Consider the following 21057-nt stretch of genomic DNA (forward strand, 5'->3'; position numbering starts at 1 on the left):
TGATTATTTTTAATCAACTATTAATCAGCAATTCTAAACCTTATGCAGCTTAAATCCTTGATATCCCTCTTTATTTTATTGGTGCAAGGGGCTTCTCTTTTGGCTCAAAAACCAGACTTAGTAAAATACGTCAATACCCTACAAGGGACACATTCTGAATATGCCCTCTCTTACGGGAACACTTATCCCACCATTGGACTTCCCTTTGCTGTGCATTTCTTTTCTGCGCAGACCGGGAAAAATGGCGATGGCTGGAAATATCAATACCAAGCCGATAAGATCAGGGGGTTCCAGCAGGTGCATCAATGTTCACCCTGGATGAACGACTATGCGGTTTTTTCTCTGATGCCGGGAATTGGGGAATTGACCGTCAATGAAGATCAGCGCGCATTGAAGTTTTCACATGCAAATGAGATTGCCAAGCCACATTATTATTCCGTAAAATTTGACAATGGCATACGGACAGAGATCAGTCCGGTGGAACGGGGGGCACATATGCGCTTCAGTTTTCCCAAGAATGGAAAAGCAAACTTGGTATTTGATGGCTATACCAAAGACTGTGAGATCAAGATCATACCGGAAGAAAGGAAAATAATTGGCTATGTGAACAATGGAAGGATAGTACCGGAAAACTTTAAGAGTTATTTTGTACTTGAGTTCAATCAAGATTTTAAATCCTACGGCACCTGGGAGAACGAGAAAGGAAGCATCAAGGCGAACAACAAGGAAGACCTAGGTAAGGGCGTAGGTGCATATTTAGAATTTAAGCCGGGTTCCAAAGTGGAGGTCAAGATGGCTTCCTCCTATATCAGTCCGGAGCAGGCTGGACTCAATTTTAAACAGGAATTAGCCGATCATAAGAATTTAGAAGTTACCAAGAAAAAGGGATTTGAGATTTGGAATGAGCTTTTGAATCGGGTTTTGGTGGAAGGGGGAACGGAAGAGGATAGAGCAACTTTCTATTCCTGCCTGTTTCGCGCAAACCTATTCTCTAGAAAGTTCTATGAAATAGATGCCAAGGGCAATCCTTATTATTACAGTCCATATGATGGCAAGATCCATTCTGGTTATATGTATACCGACAATGGTTTTTGGGATACCTTCAGGGCACAGTTTCCATTGAGCAACATCCTGCATCAGCAAATGCAGGGCAGGTATATGCAATCCTTACTGGACGCTCAGCAACAGGCTGGTTTTTACCCTACTTGGTCCAATCCGGGCATGTCCGGTGTTATGATCGGGAACCATGCCATCTCCCTACTGACCGATGCTTGGGTGAAAGGCGTCCGGACCTTTGACCCCGATTCTGCCCTGAGGGCCTATTATCATGAAACCACCAACAAAGGCTTTTATGGGGGATCCAATGGAAGAGAAGGCTGGAAAGAGTATTATACACTAGGCTATATCCCTTATGGCGACATCCATGAAAGCACCGCAAAAACCTTGGAATATGCTTATGATGATTTTTGTGCCTATCAATTGGCCAAGTTGACCGGGAATACTTTCTACGAAAATGTGTTTGGACGACAGATGTACAATTACCGAAATGTATTTGATCCAAAGGTCAACTTTGTTCGGGGCAGACTAGCAAATGGTGAATGGCGGCCAGATTTTGACCCTGTTGAATGGGGCGGTCCATTCACAGAGGCAAACGCTTGGCAATATACCTGGTCGGTCTTGCACAACATTGAGGATTTAATCGGCATGATTGGAGGCCAAGAGAGATTCAATGCCAAGTTGGATTCATTTTTCACGATGGATCAAAGCATAAAATACGGCAGTTACAAGCAGGAAATCCATGAAATGCGAGAGATGCTATTGGCAAAGATGGGACAATATGCACATGGAAACCAACCTACCCAACATGTCCCCTACCTCTACAACTTTAGTGGTGAACCCTGGAAGGCGCAAAAACAGGTGCGCATGGTCTGCAAGCAATTGTACAACGCCACTGAAAAGGGCTATCCGGGCGATGAAGACCAAGGACAGATGTCTTCTTGGTACGTCCTGAGTGCCTTAGGGATCTATAGCGTCTGTCCAGGAACGGACCAATATGTGATCGGGAGCCCTGTATTTGAAAAGGCAACCATCAGCTTAGAGAACGGAAAAACTTTTGTTATCCAAGCAAAGAACAACAATGCGGAGAATGTCTACATCCAATCTGCTGAACTAAATGGCAAAGCATTGAATAAAAACTATATCAGCTTTGATGACATCAATAAGGGCGGCGAAATTGTCTTTCAGATGAGCGGTACCCCAAATAAAAGCAGAGGGACCAGTAAAGAGGCAAGACCTTTTTCATTGATGCAAGAACAGTAAAAGAACTATGGCTTTTCATGGCCTCGGCTTTAAGGTCATCCGGCATTTTCTCAATGGCATATCGCAGGGCTGTCCTTGGCATCCTTGCCTTGTGCTTCATAACATAGTCGAAAACCTCCTTTTCATAGGCTTTGCTGGTTTCTTTCAACATCCAGCCATAGCCTTTTTGCACCATATCGTCTGGATCCATCATGAGGATATCGGCTATCTGGAAAACATCAGCCAAGTAATAGCCCTTTTTTCCCGGTACCACCAAACTAACCGCAGCGGCACGCTTGGTCCAGCGATTTTTGGATTTGGCCCAGGTCTTCAGCACTTTTACATTTTCTGGAAATTGAATCAGATTATAACCAATGGTCGTACAGCAAAGCGTATCGCAATCCGACCAATTGTTGACATATAGATTGACCCAGTTTTCATAGATTTCCATGTCTTTCGCTTCGTATTGCTTACGGATGGATTTGCTGATGATACAAGCAATATAAGCTTCCTCAAAGATCTTGGATTTCCAAAGCTCGTTACATAGGGAAAAGATCTCCTGCTTTGGCTCCTTCTTGATTTCCCGGAAAACCTCCTTGCCGATTTTCCTTGCGATTTCAATGGGCACACCATAGCGCTTGGCTCCTTCTCCTTCTTTAAAAAAACGGGCCATGGTATCTGAGGTAGTTTTATCGGCATTATCCATTAAGGTTTGCCGGATATCTTGCAGAAGATCATCCATGGGATCAAATTTATAAAAATAGACAGAAGAAATTATCCAAAATGCTTGTGAAACCAAATAATTGCATTTATATTTGAAACCACATAGTTGCACAATGGAAACGAGAAGAGATATTTTTCAGGCGATAGCAGATCCGACCAGGCGGGCCATTATCGCATTAATTGCGGTTCAAGCGATGACTCCAAATGCTATAGCAGAACATTTTCACAGCTCCAGACAGGCTGTATCAAAGCATTTAAGGATACTGACGGAATGTGAATTGGTCAAACAAGAACAAAAAGGCCGGGAAATCTATTATCAACTGGAACTGGAGAAGATGCAGGAAATAGATCAGTGGCTGGAGCAGTTCCGACAGATCTGGGAAAGCAAATTCAATCAATTAGATGATTTATTAGACAACATGAAAAAGCAGAAATCATGAAAAAGAACTTACTGTTTGAGTTTTCCGTAGACAAGGAAAACAAAACCATTCGCATCAGACGTGAATTTGATGCGGAGGTCGCTTTAGTTTGGCAGGCATGGACAGATCCTCAATTTTTGGAGCAATGGGTTGCTCCGAAACCTTGGAAAGCAGAGACCAAATCCATGGACTTTCGCCAAGGCGGACATTGGCATTATGCCATGGTAGGTCCAAACGGGGAGAAGCACTGGAGCCGATATGACTATGTTGAGATCGATCCGCTAAAAAAGATTGTTGAATTAAGGGGCTTCAGCGACGAAAATGGAAATATCAGCCCTGATTTTCCAAGAACAAACTGTGAAAATGTTTTTGAGGAATTGGATGGAAATACTTTTGTGAGCGTGACGGCAGAATATGGCAGTCTGGAGGTCTTGGAATATATGGTAAGCCATGGATTTAAGGAAGGCATGTCGGCAAGTCTAGGGAATCTGGATGAGTTGCTCGAGCAATTGCAGCGCAGATAACCTAAGCTAAATCACTAATAACCAAACATAAGGGAATGATTTTTGTTGTAATTTTGTACAATCAACTTACCACAATAAACCTATGAAAAGAAGAACCTTTATCAACTCCTTAGGAATTGGCTTTGCCTCTTCCCTACTTTTAAATTCCACTGGATATGGAAATCCTTTGGCGGATCTATTCGAATTGGCAGCAGACGAAAGGGAACTTGCCGAACATAAAATTGATAGTATCGTATTTTCCAAAGTAAAACTAAACTATCCAAGACTGGTTGGAAAAAATGCCAGATTAGATCTCCATGGTCATGGCCCTGAACTAGACATCTGCTGTTTGAGGACGGATCAAGGAGCAATGGGTTGGGCATCCCTTAGGGGTTCAAAAAAAGATGCCGAGCAGTTGATCCCAGAGTTGGTTGGCAGAAAAATATCGGAGCTCTTTACCCCAAAAGCTGGGACACTTTCTGAAAAACATATCGCTTTCGACATGGCCCTGCATGATCTGGCCGGTGTCATTTTACAGAAACCTGTATACGTGTTACTGGGCAAGAAAGATCCATTTATCACCAAGTATTACAGTGGTATGATCTATTTTGACGATCTAGAGCCAAAGGATAAACCTGCAGGAATTGACAAGATTCTGGAAGAGTGTCTTTTCGATTATGGTGTGGGATACAGACAGTTTAAGTTAAAAATAGGACGAGGAAATAAATGGATGCCCAAAGCCGAAGGTATGCAAAGGGATATCGAGGTCACCAAAGCCGTTGCTGCTGCCTTTCCAGATTGTGAGATCCTGGTCGATGGGAACAATGGCTTTACAAGTGATGAGTTTATCCAATATTTGAAAGGGATTGCTGGGATTAAACTTTTCTGGATTGAAGAACCTTTCCATGAAACGGTAGAAGACTATAAAAAGCTTCGGGAATTCGTCCAACAGGAAAAGTTGGATACCTTGTTGGCCGATGGTGAAGCAGATCCAGACCAAGCTTTCCTCCAGAAACTCTTTGAACAGAAGCTGTTGGATGTGCATTTGACTGATATCGAAGGTCTGGGCTTTACAAATTGGAGAAGGATGATGCCTGAACTGGTAAAGACGGGCACCCTCGCCTCTCCACATGCTTGGGGATCATTACTGAAAACCAATTATACAGCGCATTTGGCTGGTGGTCTGGGAAATACCGTCACCATTGAAGGGGTAACAAGCAGTTCAGATGATATGGACCTTACGGCCTATGCGGTAAAAGACGGAAAATTAATTCCGCCAGATCTACCGGGTTTTGGTATGCAATTATTGAAAACCATATAGAATAAGAACAGCTTAGTTTTTGGAAATTTTAAGTCCTCTGAACCATAGTATTGAGCCTCGCGGGCATTCCTCTCTATGCGATTAAAAGGACTTCGAAAGATCTTTGATATAAATATTCCTGAAATCCACAGGCTGACCTTCACTCTGCAAAGCGATAAAACCACTGTCCAATAGTTTTCCGTCGATCTTGATTTTCGGATCGTATCCATTGGCAGTTCCTCCACCGATCTGCGGTTTGGAGTATTGCAGCACCGTATCGCCCTCAATGATATGCTGGATCAGGGAGTCGCCATAGACGATCAATTCCCCCTTGACCCATTGGTCTTTGTCATAGGTTTTAGAGCTCGAATTCAAGCAATGGGATTCAGCGATTTTGCCTTGGTAGACTACATTGGTTCCCGGAGAACACATGTTACCTGTAGGTCTAGGCTTACCGTCGCCAAGTCCGGCTAGCAATTGCATCTCAACGGAAATAGGCCAGTCTTGTTCCTTTAGCATCCCTCGGGGATCTTGGGAATGGAACATCACACCAGAGTTTAACAGGGTATATTCCGGTGCTCCACGCTGGAGTTCGCCAGCAAACTTATATTCAAATTTCAAATGGTAATAGGAAAACGGTGTTTTGTAATAAAGATGTCCAAACTGATCGTTAAAATCTCCGTACTGGTCATACCTGATCTTGATGATGCCATCCTCGACACGGAAGGTGTTCCCAAAATTCTCGCCGACCTCATGGTGATGGATCTTCACAAACCAATCGTTTATGTCCTTTCCATTGAATAGGGGCTTCCATTCAGTATTTCCTTTTTGGGATAAATTGGTTTTACAACCAGAAAATAACAGACAGGCAAATAGAATAGGATAGACAACTTTTTTCATTTTGGGTTTTAGGGTTGATTTGGCTGCAATATACAGGATAATCCTTTGTTGATATAATAATTTAATAAACTTTCACCATAATATATTTCCATACAGCATTAGAAATTCCGAGTACATCTTTTAATAAAATTTAGACATCCATTTACAAATTCAATAGTTTGGGAGGTCCCATCTCTATTCCTAAATGTTTTATATTACATTTACGACATCACATTAACCAAACTAATTATTAAATGAACATCCTCCATAGACTATTGAATAAAATAGATTGGAAACTCAATGTTTCCAGATCCGGCAAAGAACTCCAGAACAATAAGCTGAAAGTCATGACTTTTGAGGAGAGCTTAGACTATTTGATTGAATCAAAATGTTCATTATCTAGATTTGGAGATGGGGAATTTACCTTGATGCTGAATGGAGAATTTCTTTGTCCGAGGAACATTTCATTAAAACATCAGGATGCAGATCCCGAGCTCAAAAAAAGGCTCGTAGAAATTCTAAAGGACAAAAACACCGACCAATACAACTTAAAAATAGCGGTCCCTAGAACCTTGGTTTCGCTAGATAAGGGCAAGCTGACGGATTCTTCAATTGGTTTTTGGCAAAATTATTTACACGAGTTATTCTACAAAATTTCATCCTTACTTCGTAAGGATTACACGTATCTCAATTCTCAGATCAGCAGGTTCTATCTTGATGATAGGAACAAGGACAAAGAGGTAATTGAAAAAAGAATTGCGCATTGGAAAAGGCTTTGGGAAGATCAGGATATACTGATCATCGAAGGCAAAGGGAGCAATTTAGGAAAGAGCCAAGGCTTCTATTCCAATGCAAAAAGTGTGGAAAGAATTGAATGTCCTAATAACAATACCTTTAAGCACTACAATGAAATCTTATCCGCAGCGAAAGAATACGGAACCCATAAATTAATCATTCTAGCCTTAGGCCCTACCTCTGCCGTATTAGCTTATGACCTGGCCAAAAAAGGTTTCAGAGCACTTGACTTAGGCTATTTAGAATTGGAGTACCACTTCTCCCTAACGCAAGCCACAGAAGAAAGCCGGATAGCAGGAATAAAAATATCTACGGTCGAGAGTATTCAAAACGATCCTTTCCCGGCCAAACATAAAGAATACATTGAAAAAGATGTTATTTTTAGGATTACAGGTAATCAAAAATAGGTTTGCCCATTAATTATACAGCAAGTACTTTTTTCGCATTTTCTTATACTTTTCAATGCCCGGTTGCCATGTTTTACGGATTTGTTCCTCCGTCATGCCGGCACGGATCTGGTCCTTAAATTCTGACACTCCAGCAAGGTAATCGATATTCCCGATTTGGGGATGGAACCTTTCAAAAAATGCAGGTTTATTGGGGCTTTTAGCATAAAGATCGATCATCCATGCCAGATTGATCTTTTTGGATTTAACCAGCGCTTCAAAATCAGTCCCTCGTAGGTCAAGACCATAGCATACTTGATCTTGATAAAGCGGATCCTCTGCTCTTCCAGGCATAGAAACGGGTGTATAACTGAATTGGTAAATTCCCATGAACATAGGCGCACCTACTACAGTAAATGGAAAATCGGTCCCGCGGCCATGGTTGAGAGAAACCCCTTCAAAAAGACAGGTTGTCGGATATAAAAGAATGCTTTCAGGTGTATTAAGGTTCGGCGAAGGATTAACCGGCAACCTATACATGAGGCTATGCTTGTAATTAGCATTTTTTACCACCGAAAGCTTACATTTCAATCCATTCCCCAACCATCCCTCTCCATTTGCCATCAGTGCAAATTCAGCAACGGTAAGTCCATGTACGATAGGTATTGGAAACTGACCTATTCCGGATTTATTCTTCATGTCTAAAACAGGGCCATCAATAAAGTAGGCATTGGGATTCGGTCGGTCCAGGATCAACATTTCCTTTCCGTTTTCTGCTGCAGCCTGCATCACATCCCGCAATACATTGATGTTGGTATAAAAACGGCAACCAACATCTTGAATGTCATAAATCAGGATATCAACATCGGTTAGATCTTCCCTTGAAGGCTTTTTCTTTTTCCCATACAGTGAAATAATCTTGACCCCAGTATTCGGATCAACCTCATCTCCCACAGAAGTTCCATTGCTGGCATTCCCCCGGAAGCCATGTTCGGGACCAAAGACCTTGACGATATTAATCCCAGCAGCCACTAGGCTATCCAATAAATGCTTCTCTCCAATAATAGAAGTTTGGTTCGCGATCAAAGCAATTCTTTTCCCTTGAAGCTTGGAAATATACTTTTCGGTACGTTCCGCCCCGGTCTTAATAATATCGTTGGAATAGTGAACCTGTGCAAATAGGCAGTTGACCGCTAACAGCAAAGGCAATATCAGTAAAGCAGACTTTTTCATATAGTTAAATATAAGATATTTTGAAAAGAACCATTTGAAAAATGCTAATCATCGTACAGATAATCAAAACCCTATGAAATCTAATATTGCATTTTAGTATATTTACGAAAATGTCGTAACATGATCCGAATCTACCTAACTATCATTTCCATTTTCTTTGCTCAGCACCTCTTGGCCCAACATACCATTAAGGGGAAGATCATTAATGCAGATGACCGCAGCCCTATTGCCGGAGCGTCTATCTACATCAATAATTCTTCATTGGGAACCAGCTCGAACAAAGAAGGCCTGTTTACCATCCATTCACCTACCAGAAATGTGGAATTGGTTGTGAGCAGCATGGGATTTGAAAAGCGGGCCTTGGAAATTCAAATTCCCTTGCAGCAGGATCTGATCATTGCGATCAAAGAAAAGTCAACCGCCATTGAAGAAGTGGTGGTTACCAACTACCTAAAAGATGGTTGGAAGGAATGGGGGCAATTCTTTACTGATAACTTAATAGGACAGGGCGGTTTTGCAGACGACTGTAAAATCCTGAACCATGAGGTTGTGAAGTTCCGATTTGACAAAAAGGCGAATGTATTGACAGCCATCTGTACGGAACCCCTTAAGATCCGAAATGATGCTCTGGGATATGAACTGACCTATGACCTAGGAGGATTTAGAATGGATTTTGGCAGCAAGATGTTTCTTTTCGAAGGTTATGCCTTCTTTAAGGACATCGGAAAGGGTAGATCTAAGTATAAAAAGAACCGAAATACATCTTATTTACTGTCATTGAACAGGTTTATCAGGAGTACCTATAACAAAGAATGGGAGAAAGACGGCTATATCGTCAGAAAGTTGGTAAAGAAAGACAATGAGGTCCGGATCGAAGCCGTGCAAAAATATAATGCAATATTAGACAGTGTACAGAAGAAATATAGAGGGAATTGGAAATTATTCTATGCCTCACAAACAGACTTTACAGAAGATCAGGTAAATACCATTCGGAAGCAGAGAATCCAACCGGAGAAAATCAGCTATTTAATGGGGATTATGCAACCCGATGAGATCATCGTTGGGGAAGATAAGGAGAAGGGCCTGATGAAACTCAATTACACAGATTATCTGTATATCATTTACCCTGCTGATTTTTCAAAATCCAAGAATAAGATCTTGCAAAAAGCGGCCAGTGAGGTTTCAGAACTATTCATAATGGATTCAGATGGAATTATTATTGAGCCACAGGGCTCTTATTTTCCTACTGCCAGTTGGATATTGAGTGGTTATGCCGTTAGCTATTCCAAGCTAGCCTATATGCTGCCATTGGATTATGTCCCAACTGAATAAGAATTCCCTTAGATTAAAATTATATGGCAACCCCACTCCCGCCGATCACTTTGATCCCATCTTCAAATCCTTTCCAAAAACGGATATATCTAAATTGGGCTTCAAAGGCCTCTCCAGAGAAGCTTCCGTTCAGCTTTAGCTTAAGGGTAATCACGGCAACATCATCTATAATATTTAGATGTTCCACTTCAGGGTGAAGTTCAATGATCTTTAAATTCCCCGTGCGATAAGATTCCAAATCCTTCTCCTTGTTGATGACCTCTCCACTTGGAATAACAAAAAGCAAATCATTGTGCAATAGACTGTCCAAAGCCTCAATGTCAGCAGATTTCATCGCCTCATAAAGTTGGTTTTCAAGCTTTAGAATGTCTTCTTTTTTCATCATAATCGTCAATTTTGAATAGGGTTTATATCAATCCTGCCAGAAATCCTGCAAATATTTCTCTGGCATTTGGAGCCGTCGCCAAGACTTTCCTTAAACCTAAAATACAAAATTCAGCTAAAAGCCGAATTCATTGGGTTGCTCTATTCTTTTTAAAAAGGGGAATAAACTTCTCAAGCTTATTCCCCTTTTAATCTATTTAGTCACTTTCATGACCCCGTTCATTATTCGCCAGTGTCCTGGGAATGTACATGCAAATGGATAATCTCCAGGTTCCGAAGGCACTTTGATATTCAATTCATAGCTGCCATCCGGATCAACCAGAGAGCTGCTGAATAGCACATCAGGTGTATTTGGAATATATTGAAGCTCTATCGCATTGTTTTGGGTAGCCAACTTATCAGCCGCCTGTCCAACACGGTCCAGACTTCCCGGTTTCAGGATCAACAAATTATGCTGCATATGGTCAGGGTTCTCAAATATGATCTTCAGATTCGACCCTGCTTTCGCAGTAAAATTGGTGATATCATATTTCATCTCCCCTACGATAGCCTTAATCTTTAGCACCTTATCCGCCTCAACCGTTTTTCCCTCCGATGCATCCGCCTTGTTCATGGCGACAAGTCGACCGTCCTCCAATGTTCCAGTAAATTTAAAGTCCTTTGCAAAATCACCCGGACTATCATTTGGAACTTGATCCGACACCCTGGCGGCACTAGCTCTTCCTACCAGTAGGAAACCATCCTGCTTTTCAGGGAACAGGCCTAAACTTTTGCCCTCAGCCACTTTCTCCTCATCGATGAACAACAGCATCTTTCCATCCGCTAGCAAGGAAGTCCTCACCTTAAACGTTGGTTTCGAAAGCTTTTCAGATTGAATGATCGATTTATTTCCTTTTTGGTTAACCCTGAATTCCACTCTTCCATCTTTGATAGAAACAGCATAACCATCTTTTTTATTGCCAAAAGAAAGCAAAGCTCCATCCAAAGGCCTCTGATCCTTCTGACGAACAGTCCCCACAAAATGGATCTCTCGATTCGCTATTTCAGGTATTTGCCTTGGACCAACGATACCATCTCTCGCAGTATTTAGCGAAAGTACGCTCATATTGTTTCCGGCAATGATTCGCTCCCCTAAGGATCCATTCGCATTGGAAAAGTCTGGGTGGCCAAATTTAGTATGATATTCATGCATAAAAGCTTGCTGATGCAGACTTCCTGCAACCATCAGGGCATGGAACAGCCATTTGTCCTTCTCGTTTTCAGGATCCTGCACCGCATCAAAAATCACCTTAGCGACTTTTGGACTTGGCGGAGCTTCTGATAAGGCCAAAATAGCCGCCAATCTCACTCTTAGATCCTTATCCTGCACAGCTCCCGAGGAAATCAACTCATCGATAACCTTGGCGTTTTTAGGCAAGGTCTGAATCGCAGCCCTTCTTACCCCAGCCGCTGGATGTTTAAGTGCTTTGAGAACAACCGCAACACTAGGGCTCTGTCCATCGGACAACAAACCTAAACCATGTAATGTCCAGATTGCGTGGATAGCACCTCCATTGACATTGACTTCATCAACAGCATTATCATTTATTAGCTTATGCAGGTCTTCCGCAACAGACTTATCACCCCCTTCAACCAATAGACGCTGAGCCGTGGTCCGCCAGAACATATTGTCGCTAGACAAAGCATCAACTAGGTCACGACCTTTCTTTCCATCCAATTTAAATTTCCGTTGCTTCGCCGCATCCTCATGCACCAATCGATAGATACGTCCTTTAGAACTATCTCTCAATGGATCGATATAGGCATTTCCAGGTCCGTTTTCAAAACCTTGAGGGGTTGGGTTATGCTGGATAATAAAATTATACCAATCCAAGAACCACAATGCTCCGTCCGGTCCTACTTTAGCCTCTACAGGACCAAACCAGTTATCAGAACTCGCGACCATATTCCAGCCATCTCCCTTTTCCTTAAATCCAGATCCCGAAGGTTCCAGGATATGTTTATGGATCAAGCGTCCGGTCGGCTCAGCAATAAAGGCAACCCGATTCCAATATTCTTGAGGGAATGCCCTTGCTGTATAAAGGTTATGGCCAGCAGCGGCGGTAAACCCTCCAAATACATCCACCTGACGCAGTTCTTTGGTTAACTCATGTATCTTGTAGTGAGCATCAATTTTCTCGATACCCCTTTCATTCAGATTCGCTTTCTCATAATAACGAGCAGGGATAGCCAAAAAGTTACTGTGCTCATTATTTGCAGTGGACAGGAATACATCAAAATCTTCCGAGAATCCTAAGCCCCAAGTGTTATTCGAGGTGTTGCCAAGGAATTCCAGATCTTGAGCCTTTGGACCAAACCGATAGGCACCAGATCCAAATTTGTATGCTTTCCCAGCAATATTGCCTTCAAATCCTGAATATCCAACGGTTCCCCAAATCTTGTTATCCATACCATATTTTAGGTTGGAAGGACCAGCATGGGTATCAAAAGTTCCCCATCCATCGATCAATACCTTACGCACATCTGCCTTTCCGTCCCCATCAGTATCCTTTAGGAACAAAAAGTGCGGAGCCTGTGCAACGATAATCCCGCCATCAGAAAACACAAAGGAAGTCGGGATATTAAGCCCTTCAGCAAATACCGTGAATTTATCTGCTTTACCATCATTGTCCGTATCCTCACAGATGGTAATCCGGTCGTCACCTTCCCCCTTGTCATTTCTCACCGTATTTGGATAGTCCACCGTTTCGATGACCCATAGCCTACCCTGTTCATCCCAATCCATCGCAATTGGCTTCTTAATGTCCGGCTCACTGGCGAATAGTTCCAGACGGAATCCCACAGGCACCTGTATCAGGGTCTGCGATTGCTCCGGACTTAATGGATGCTGATAGCGTGGTGGCGGATCTTTGCGCTCATAATTAGGCATCCGAGCTTCCTCATATTCCGGTTTGGCGATTTCATACTTCTTCATTCGCTCCACAGGCTTATCACCCACAGCCCAAAGGATACCATTCTTCACCAACTGCAGGAATCCCGGGTTACGGAATGTGCGCTCATCATGTCCAAAAGCCGTATAGAAAACCCTACCCTTACCATGCTCTTTAACCCATGTATAAGGCTCTCTGTGCGTGCTGTCTACACGTTCCATCAATACTTCGATATCTTTGGCCAAGAGATGGTGCACATAGGTTTCATCCCATTCAGTCACAAATGGCGAAAGCCCCTTCATCACCGGATGATCAGGCTTGATGATTTCAGCGCCAAAAGAACCTCCTCCATGGCTCTTGAACTGACCACCAATTAAGGCTACGACATCATCAGAGTTCCGAAAACAGTAAGAAGCCGAGTGAATATTGATATAGCCCTTTCCAGAAGCTACATAATCCAACAGTGCTTTCTCCTGAGCCGGACTGATCGTATCGTGGTTCGCATACAAGATCAAACCATCGTACTTTTTAAGGTCTGGACGGGTCAAATCATCAGGATCGATGGAATAGGTAATATTTATTCCATCAGCAAAATACTCCTTTGACAAGATGTCGGCCAATAATTCCGAGTCATGGTGTTTACTATCATGACCCAGAAAAAATAACTCCAACCTTCTAGGTTTGTTATCTTCGGCACATCCCAGCACCGAAAAAACAACACATAATAGAAGGCATAATTTTAAAATCTTATTCATCTTAAATAATATTGAGATAAAGGTTCCTCAGGCAACAACAATTAGGTTGTTTCCCAAGTAAATTCAGGTAAAGGAATGATCTCTCCCCCTTTCATGGCAGATTCATGTGCCAAAATACCCACACAGGTAATATTTGCAGATTGCCTAGCATTAGGAAATGGCTGTCTGCCATCAACCAATGCGCTGATAAATTCATGGACTAAATGTGGATGTGAGCCCCCATGGCCACTTCCTTGCAGGAAAGAAAGGTGTTGGTTTTCTCCTTCATCATATACTCCTGCCCTTGTAAAATGCTGGATGGATTCCGGTAGCAAATGCGCATAATCCGGACAGTCCACTTTTTCCGGGATTTCAGGTTCAGGTCTTTTGGCTACGTGTAATACCAACGGCTCCCCTTCAATCAATGGCCATTCCACCGATTGCTTGGAACCATACACTTCAAAACTCTCACGATATTGCCTAGCCGTATCAAATAGAGAACGGTATACTTGAGCACTTAAATCAGAGTTCCTGAACTTAATATGTGCAGATTCAATGGCAAATGGAGAATTATATTGACCAACCAAATCCTCACGGATGGTACCAGAACCAAAGCAGGATACATACTCCGCTTCATTACGTGTTAGGCCCAATACCGGCCCTACACAGTGCGTAGCATAATGCATAGGCGGAAGACCCGGCCAATAGTTCGGCCAACCATCCATATCCTGCTGATGGCTCGCCTTTAGGAATTGGATCTTGCCAAGCTCACCTTTCTCATACAGTTCTTTCATAAACAGGAATTCCCGCGCATATAGTACGGTTTCCATCATCATATAGGTAAGTCCAGTTTCCTCAACCGCTTCCACGATTTGCTTACATTCCTCCACTGTCGTTGCCATCGGAACAGTACAGGCAACATGCTTTCCTGCCCGAAGAGCCTTGATCGATTGTTCCGCATGGTTTGGAATAGGTGTGTTGATATGTACGGCATCAATGTTTTCATCTTTCAGCAGCTCATCATAATCGGTATAGCGTTTTTCAATCGAAAAGGCATTTCCAATTTCATTCAGACTCGCTTCATTTCTTTGACAAATAGCATATAGGTTAGCATTTGGATGCTGTTGATAAATAGGGATAAACTCTGCCCCAAAGCCTAAACCGATAATTGCAACATTAATTTTTTCTTTCTTCATCATTTCGTTCATTGATTGTGTTATTATAATTTATTAGCAGCCCATTTTTTCAAAAACGCATGCCCATCACGCGCAAATGAATCTTGGTCATCGGCTAGATTTCGCCATATACAAACTGCGGCTGCCAACTCTTTATTTTCTGGTGTAAAACTTTCAATGGATACCGCTCCTTTATAGTTGATCGCTTTAAGTGCCTCATAAAATGCCCCCCAGCTTGCATTGCCTGTGCCTGGAGTTCCGCGATAATTCTCCGAAACCTGAACGTGGATCAACTTGTCCCCAGCTTTTCGGATAGCCAAACCAGGATCCGGCTCCTCAATGTTCATATGGAACATATCCAAACAGATCTTTGCCGCTGGATGGTTCAGGTCATTGATCAAACGCGATACATCATCCACATTGTTGATCAGATCCGACTCAAATCGATTCAAGGGCTCCAAGCCTAATTCCAAGCCTCTAGATGCCGCCATCTCACAGACCTTGCCCAAGTTATCAACCGCTCTGTTCCATTCGATTTGGCGCTGTGCATCCGGTACCATCCGTGCTTTTCCAACCGCTGAATACATAGGACCAGCGAAAAAACTTGCTCCCAGTTCTGTCGAAATATTTAGGCAATCTTCAATGTATTGCAGACCATTCTTTTGCAAGGCTCCATCATCACTCGTTAAGTCCCTGGTTGGTCCAAAAGCCCCACAGACCAATGCTTGCAAGCCATTCTTCTCAAGTTCTTTAGAAATCTGTTGGGTATCGATAAGTAAAGGGTCTTCCACAGCTATCTCCACGACTTCATAGCCTAGGCTTGCTATTTTCTCAAACAAGCCTGCGGCATCCTCCGTACGGAAAGGAGAAGTCCAAAGCCAGGTACTGACGCCTAGTTTCACAGGTAATTGCATATTATATTCTAAATAAATTAATGATTCTTAAAGGTTTACAGGCCATACACTTTAGCATTGTCCCCATCAAATGAAACAGCGTATACCTATTTCATTTCATTAGGTTGGTTTAAAATGGTTAATCCTAGAACCCTAAATTAAGATTCAAGATGAATTTAACATACCTATTAAATACCCAATGATGACTGTATTTTACCACACTTTATAAATAATCAGCACAACATCGGACAACAATTAGACATTTACCTCCTTAAAATCTTGATAATTGCCTGCTAAAGACTTATTTTTGAAATGAGCCCCAGCAAACCTGGGGATGACCAATATATTCCATTAATGGATATCAATTTCAAAAAGACCGCAGTCCAGAAAACCAGGATCCCTTCATCGCGCATATTTTTTGTGCGAAAGCTTTCCGACAAACATTTCGATACCACTTGGCATGCCCATTCCGAGTACCAACTTTTCCTTGTAGTGGAAGGTTCCGGAACTCGATTTATTGGCAATACCATGAAATCCTTTGTCAAGGGAGATCTGTCTTTTATTGGTCCCAATATCCCTCACCTTTGGCGCAGTGATGACATTTACTTTGACCCCCAATCCAAAAAAAGCAGCGAAGGATTGGTGATATATATCAATGGTTCAGAATTGGAGAAATTCACGGAAAAAGAGGAGTTTAATCAATTAAAGGTCCTGTTGGAAAAAGTGAGACATGGAATGGAGATTCAGGGAGCCACAGCCAAGGAAATAATCGCATTGATGAATGAACTGCTGAACCTGCATGGCATGGAAAGCATCATACATCTCTTCAAGATCTTGAATGTACTGGCTAAGGGAAAGGATTTCACACTATTACACTACGACGAGTTCCAGTATCAATCCAAAGATGTAGAAACGAACCGCATCAACATCGTTTATAATTATGCCCTAAACCATTTCAGAAACAAGATAACCTTGGAAGAAGTCGCCGCTCTACTCAATATGAAACCTACATCCTTTAGCCGATATTTTACAGCCAAAACTTCGAAGACCTTTTCCTATTTCATTACAGAATTACGCATTAAGCATGCCTGCAAGCTCCTTTCCGTTGCCGAATCCAAGAGCGTAGCCCAGATATGCTATGATTCAGGTTTTAATACCCTATCCAATTTCAATAAACAATTCAAGACTTTTATTGGAATGACACCTATGGAGTATAGGTTGAAATTTATGACGCTTTAAAAACCACTGCTTATTCTTTTGCCATCTCAACGATATCCTTGACAAAAGGCTTAGCTTGATAGTTCCGATCAAAGAGCAATGGATAATCTGTCCTCCCTCTTACGGGCCAGTTATTTTTCCAAGAGTCAGCATCCCTTACTCCCCACAAAGTAACTCGGTCAATTTTATCATGATGCTTCAAAAACAGAGCAAAAAACTCCTTATATCGACTAGCCAACTTGCTTTCCACTTCCGTAGGCAATCCTTCCGCATAAGGGTTTAGGGTTTTATCATATTTGTAAATGGTACTGATCTCCGCTCCATGTGAAGGTCCTGGCATCGGCAACACAGAGATATCAAGCTCTGTTACCATCACTTTAACACCTAGCTTAGAATAGGCCAATATGCTCTCCTCAAAGGCAGAAACAGCGGGGTAATCCAAACCCAAATGACCTTGCATCCCTATTCCGTGGATTTTAATCCCCTTCTCCTGGAGGTTGCGGACCATCCTCATCACGCCTTCCCTTTTCCCTTTTTGGAACATGGAAAAATCATTATAATACAATTCAGCATTCGGATCAGCCTCATGCGCAAACTGAAATGCCAATTCTATAAAATCTTCTCCAATGATCTTATAAAACTTGCTTTGCCGCCAATCTCCATTGTCCAGTATGGCCTCATTGACTACATCCCAACCCTTTATCCTGCCCTTGTACCTCGAAACAACAGTCTGGACATGCTTTCGCATCCGTTCGATCAACACTTCCCGAGAAACATCTTTGCCATCCTTGTCAATAAAAAACCAATGTGGAGCTTGGGAATGCCAGATCAAAGTGTGCCCAATAAGTCGCAGACCATATTTCTCGCCCAATTCAACAAATCGGTCTGCATCTTTAAAATTGAATTCACCTTCATTTGGTTGCAGGTACATGGCTTTCATACAATTCTCCGCAGTAATAGAATTAAATTGCGATTCTATTAATGCTGTAGCCTTTTCATCTCGCCCATAAATCTGGTTCAGATTTATAGCAGCCCCAATGTCAAACTTCCCAGCAAATGCCTCCTTTAAGGACAAATCCTTTAGTCCATTCTGTGCCCAGGATTGATTCGCAATAAAAAGTAAAGTATAGACAAGAATTAAAACTGTTTTGAGCCTGTACATAGGTGGATCTGTATTTAGGTGATTTTGTAATGGTTTAGGTTAAATATAGCAATTTGAACCCGGATCGATAAGATATAATGTTCAATGCATTTGAAATTACGTCGCAGCGCTCAGATAGGATATATAATAATTCATGCAATGCAACATGGTCATCAGCAGTAAATCTCTATTCCCTAATTGGTCAAAGTTCGCAGTAGTTTCTATATCATAATCAAAGTTGAGGGATAACCATTTGAAATCTGTACTGGCAACCGATAATTCTCGCTCAGACTCGTCAATTAGAATAAACTTACTCATTATAAACCCTTCCAGCTTTAACAGATACTGTCTTTCTTGATGATCAAAATAAGTCTTGATCACAATTCCTTTCCAACCCATCTTAAAGTCCAATAAGGTCTGAGAACCATCAATTAATTCAACTTTTGAATCCCAAAAACCTTTTGTGATAAGCTGATAATTCTTGCCATCAGACATTATTAAATCAGCATCAAAAGAATACCATTTCTTAATTAGCAATTCGCCTATTTCTTGGTTTTCTAGAGTCACCTTAAAATTGCGTGAATTTCTCGAGTTTGCCTTATAGAGTGCCATGGTTGTTATTGGAATGAATTAGTGGATATTGGATTAATTAAGTTTATGGTTTCCTATAACCAAAATACAAAATGATATTAATTCATTTGAGTTACTTTTAAATAAAATTTAAACCTAATTCCAAGTTATTAGGATGTCCCTAAACACCAAGGCCGTAGGAAGTTTCAAATACTAAAAAGTGACTGTGACGGAGAATTTGTTTTTTACCTGTTGAAATAAAGTTTTTTAGAATTGCATTTATACCATCTGCACCCAAGACTGTTCATAATCATCCAGCAATAAAATTGATTGTTCAATTGAGATTGCTAATACTTGAAAAGCTATTGAATGTGGTAATCGATCCACTAATAAAGTCTGTGATCATCTGATCTTTTTTTAATCACAGCTAAATTGATTTAAGTTTTTACGGAATATCTTAACCGAAATTCATTATTTATTGTTTTTACGGTTTACCGTAACCTTAACTTTCGCTATTAATTTATTTTTGTAGGCGCTTAAATTCATTTGTAATATTCTATGCATTAATTAAAAGCACAACATACCCTAATTTCAACATCATGAATGAAATTAACTTTTGTAGTAATTGCGGCATACAATTATCAAAGCCTAGCAATTTTTGCGGAAATTGTGGCTCTAATCTCATTATTCAGAAAGATCAACATTTTACTCAAAAACTAATAGACGAATTAAACATTCTGATTGATAAAGGAGGTTTGTTGACTATTGAGGTTAATAACAGGTTTTTTAAATTTTCTAAAGAACCTTTAAGTTACAAGTTGAAATTTACTATAGAGGATCCTTCCAAGTATAATGAACTCGAAAAAGAAAAATTACAGGCATTAGATTTTGAAATAAATGAAAATTCAATATGGAAATTATATACCTTAAGTTATAAAGAAAAGGTTTTTGAAGATATTATTAGTAGTATAAACTTATTTGACGATTTATCGAGTAATATTGAATATACCTATACTTCTGAAATTGTACAGCCCCCTATTTTAAAATCTATGGGACCTAGCTCAGAGGAAAAAGATATTGAAAATAAAAATTCTTTAATTGAAGAAAATTCAAACTATAAAAATGTTAATTCTAAAAAGATTGAAAAAAACCTAAATAGGTTAATACTTTTTTTAGGAATATTTGGGGTGATTTTACTAGGCTTTCGTCTATTTGTCAACGAAAAGGATAATATTGATTCAGATAATGGCAAAATTGAAAAAACAAGTAATTCGTCTGATCCCATACCAATTACAGGACCTTTAATTGACCAAAGTGCAAAAAAAGATATAGTTAAGGAAAAGGAGATAGAACTTGGTACTGAAAGTGAGGAAGTTAATGTCCCAAAAACAAACATCCCAAAGAATAGTCTTGAATTAAATCCTTTTAAAGGGAAAGTTTTTACCTTCAAAAGTCTAATTAATGATAAAGAATTGAATGGGGTTATTGTTCAAACTAATAAAGAAACAACCTATCATATTTTCGATTTTCAAAAAAACATAATTCATCTGGTTGCTGATTTTCTGGGGGAACAAGTTCAATTTAGTTTTCCAGTAATGGATTACTATATTGAAAAAGGGTTGTTGGGTGAAACTCATGTTTTTGTTATTAAAACTCTTGGTGTACAAGAGATATACTTAAGCTTAACTAATGGAAATTTAGGGTATGATTATGATGATGGTTCTCGAATAAATCATTTTGAAATTAAGGAATTGAAATAATTTGTTATTTCTTTATTTGTAAACAGAAAATTTGATAAAACCTCAAGTAAATAAAAAAACAAAAACCATCCCTATTATCGAGAGATGGTTTCCAGTGACCCCGCTGAGGCTCGAACTCAGGACCCACAGATTAAGAGTCTGTTGCTCTACCAACTGAGCTACGAAGTCTTTTGATGAGTCAAAGGTACAAGTCAGCACAAAAAAATCAAATAAATAATATAGTTTTTTGCGATTTGTTGACAATTTAGGAAGCAACAACTACTATTTTCTTCTTTGTATCAGATGTTTCAGAAGTGCCTATTATATGAAATAGAGCTGTTTAAGTTCTAGCTTTTTTAATTACCGTAGTAAATTTTAAATAAAAATTGATCAGAATACTTGTCA

Annotated in this window: 17 protein-coding genes and 1 tRNA gene; 8 read left to right on the forward strand and 10 right to left on the reverse strand. The window is 40.7% G+C overall.

What is annotated here, in order from left to right:
* Window positions 1–42 precede the first annotated feature (42 nt).
* Complete coding sequence (locus tag ACK2WI_RS12055) at window positions 43–2319, forward strand: GH92 family glycosyl hydrolase (protein WP_409151028.1); 2277 nt, start codon at window positions 43–45, stop codon at window positions 2317–2319.
* On the opposite strand, the gene ACK2WI_RS12060 is transcribed toward ACK2WI_RS12055, so the two are convergent.
* Complete coding sequence (locus ACK2WI_RS12060; protein WP_409151029.1) at window positions 2216–3040, reverse strand: DNA alkylation repair protein; 825 nt, start codon at window positions 3038–3040, stop codon at window positions 2216–2218. The two genes, ACK2WI_RS12055 and ACK2WI_RS12060, sit on opposite strands and share 104 nt — an antisense overlap.
* Window positions 3041–3134: 94 nt before the next feature.
* Here ACK2WI_RS12060 and ACK2WI_RS12065 point away from each other — a divergent pair, with 94 nt between their 5' ends.
* The 3 genes from ACK2WI_RS12065 (at window position 3135) to ACK2WI_RS12075 (ending at window position 5264) form a co-directional block, all read left to right on the forward strand.
* Window positions 3135–3461 carry a helix-turn-helix transcriptional regulator gene (locus ACK2WI_RS12065; protein ID WP_093099757.1) on the forward strand — a complete coding sequence of 109 codons (327 nt, stop codon included), beginning with the start codon at window positions 3135–3137 and terminating at the stop codon, window positions 3459–3461.
* The gene (locus tag ACK2WI_RS12070) at window positions 3458–3964 is read left to right on the forward strand and encodes an SRPBCC domain-containing protein (RefSeq protein WP_409151031.1); all 507 of its coding nucleotides are present in this window, start codon (window positions 3458–3460) and stop codon (window positions 3962–3964) included. The genes ACK2WI_RS12065 and ACK2WI_RS12070 overlap by 4 nt, the downstream gene beginning before the upstream one ends.
* Window positions 3965–4046: 82 nt before the next feature.
* Window positions 4047–5264 (forward strand): enolase C-terminal domain-like protein, encoded by a 1218-nt coding sequence (locus ACK2WI_RS12075; RefSeq protein ID WP_409151033.1) that lies wholly within the window; start codon window positions 4047–4049, stop codon window positions 5262–5264.
* A gap of 81 nt (window positions 5265–5345) precedes the next feature.
* Here the strand turns inward: ACK2WI_RS12075 and ACK2WI_RS12080 are convergent, their stop codons facing one another.
* Window positions 5346–6143 carry a DUF1080 domain-containing protein gene (locus tag ACK2WI_RS12080; protein ID WP_409151035.1) on the reverse strand — a complete coding sequence of 266 codons (798 nt, stop codon included), beginning with the start codon at window positions 6141–6143 and terminating at the stop codon, window positions 5346–5348.
* A 233-nt stretch (window positions 6144–6376) separates the two neighbouring features.
* Between ACK2WI_RS12080 and ACK2WI_RS12085 the strand changes: the two genes are divergently transcribed.
* The gene (locus ACK2WI_RS12085) at window positions 6377–7324 is read left to right on the forward strand and encodes a GT-D fold domain-containing glycosyltransferase (protein ID WP_409151036.1); all 948 of its coding nucleotides are present in this window, start codon (window positions 6377–6379) and stop codon (window positions 7322–7324) included.
* A 9-nt stretch (window positions 7325–7333) separates the two neighbouring features.
* On the opposite strand, the gene ACK2WI_RS12090 is transcribed toward ACK2WI_RS12085, so the two are convergent.
* Window positions 7334–8536, reverse strand: coding sequence for an exo-beta-N-acetylmuramidase NamZ domain-containing protein (locus ACK2WI_RS12090; protein ID WP_409151037.1), 1203 nt, complete (start codon window positions 8534–8536; stop codon window positions 7334–7336).
* Window positions 8537–8656: 120 nt separating this feature from the next.
* Between ACK2WI_RS12090 and ACK2WI_RS12095 the strand changes: the two genes are divergently transcribed.
* Complete coding sequence (locus ACK2WI_RS12095) at window positions 8657–9868, forward strand: carboxypeptidase-like regulatory domain-containing protein (protein WP_409151039.1); 1212 nt, start codon at window positions 8657–8659, stop codon at window positions 9866–9868.
* Window positions 9869–9887: 19 nt separating this feature from the next.
* On the opposite strand, the gene ACK2WI_RS12100 is transcribed toward ACK2WI_RS12095, so the two are convergent.
* The 4 genes from ACK2WI_RS12100 to ACK2WI_RS12115 form a co-directional block, all read right to left on the reverse strand.
* Window positions 9888–10253 (reverse strand): nuclear transport factor 2 family protein, encoded by a 366-nt coding sequence (locus ACK2WI_RS12100; protein ID WP_409151041.1) that lies wholly within the window; start codon window positions 10251–10253, stop codon window positions 9888–9890.
* Between the two features lie 192 nt (window positions 10254–10445).
* Entirely contained in the window at window positions 10446–13937 is a 3492-nt protein-coding gene (locus tag ACK2WI_RS12105) for a PVC-type heme-binding CxxCH protein (protein ID WP_409151043.1), read from the reverse strand.
* Between the two features lie 41 nt (window positions 13938–13978).
* Entirely contained in the window at window positions 13979–15115 is a 1137-nt protein-coding gene (locus tag ACK2WI_RS12110; protein ID WP_312697107.1) for a Gfo/Idh/MocA family oxidoreductase, read from the reverse strand.
* Between the two features lie 20 nt (window positions 15116–15135).
* Window positions 15136–16005, reverse strand: a complete 870-nt coding sequence (locus tag ACK2WI_RS12115) for a sugar phosphate isomerase/epimerase family protein (protein WP_409151045.1) — start codon at window positions 16003–16005, stop codon at window positions 15136–15138.
* A gap of 291 nt (window positions 16006–16296) precedes the next feature.
* On the opposite strand from ACK2WI_RS12115, the gene ACK2WI_RS12120 reads away from it, so the two are divergent.
* Window positions 16297–17223 carry an AraC family transcriptional regulator gene (locus ACK2WI_RS12120; protein WP_409151046.1) on the forward strand — a complete coding sequence of 309 codons (927 nt, stop codon included), beginning with the start codon at window positions 16297–16299 and terminating at the stop codon, window positions 17221–17223.
* Between the two features lie 10 nt (window positions 17224–17233).
* Here the strand turns inward: ACK2WI_RS12120 and ACK2WI_RS12125 are convergent, their stop codons facing one another.
* Window positions 17234–18364: an endo-1,4-beta-xylanase gene (locus ACK2WI_RS12125; protein WP_409151048.1), complete on the reverse strand. Its 1131-nt coding sequence runs from the start codon at window positions 18362–18364 to the stop codon at window positions 17234–17236.
* Between the two features lie 96 nt (window positions 18365–18460).
* The gene (locus ACK2WI_RS12130; RefSeq protein ID WP_409151050.1) at window positions 18461–18955 is read right to left on the reverse strand and encodes a hypothetical protein; all 495 of its coding nucleotides are present in this window, start codon (window positions 18953–18955) and stop codon (window positions 18461–18463) included.
* A 557-nt stretch (window positions 18956–19512) separates the two neighbouring features.
* On the opposite strand from ACK2WI_RS12130, the gene ACK2WI_RS12135 reads away from it, so the two are divergent.
* Window positions 19513–20673, forward strand: coding sequence for a zinc ribbon domain-containing protein (locus ACK2WI_RS12135; protein ID WP_409151052.1), 1161 nt, complete (start codon window positions 19513–19515; stop codon window positions 20671–20673).
* Window positions 20674–20768: 95 nt separating this feature from the next.
* Here the strand turns inward: ACK2WI_RS12135 and ACK2WI_RS12140 are convergent.
* Window positions 20769–20841, reverse strand: a tRNA-Lys gene (locus ACK2WI_RS12140).
* Window positions 20842–21057 lie beyond the last annotated feature (216 nt).

The organism is Sphingobacterium sp. BS-2 (assembly GCF_046161205.1).
Classification (GTDB): domain Bacteria; phylum Bacteroidota; class Bacteroidia; order Sphingobacteriales; family Sphingobacteriaceae; genus Sphingobacterium; species Sphingobacterium mizutaii.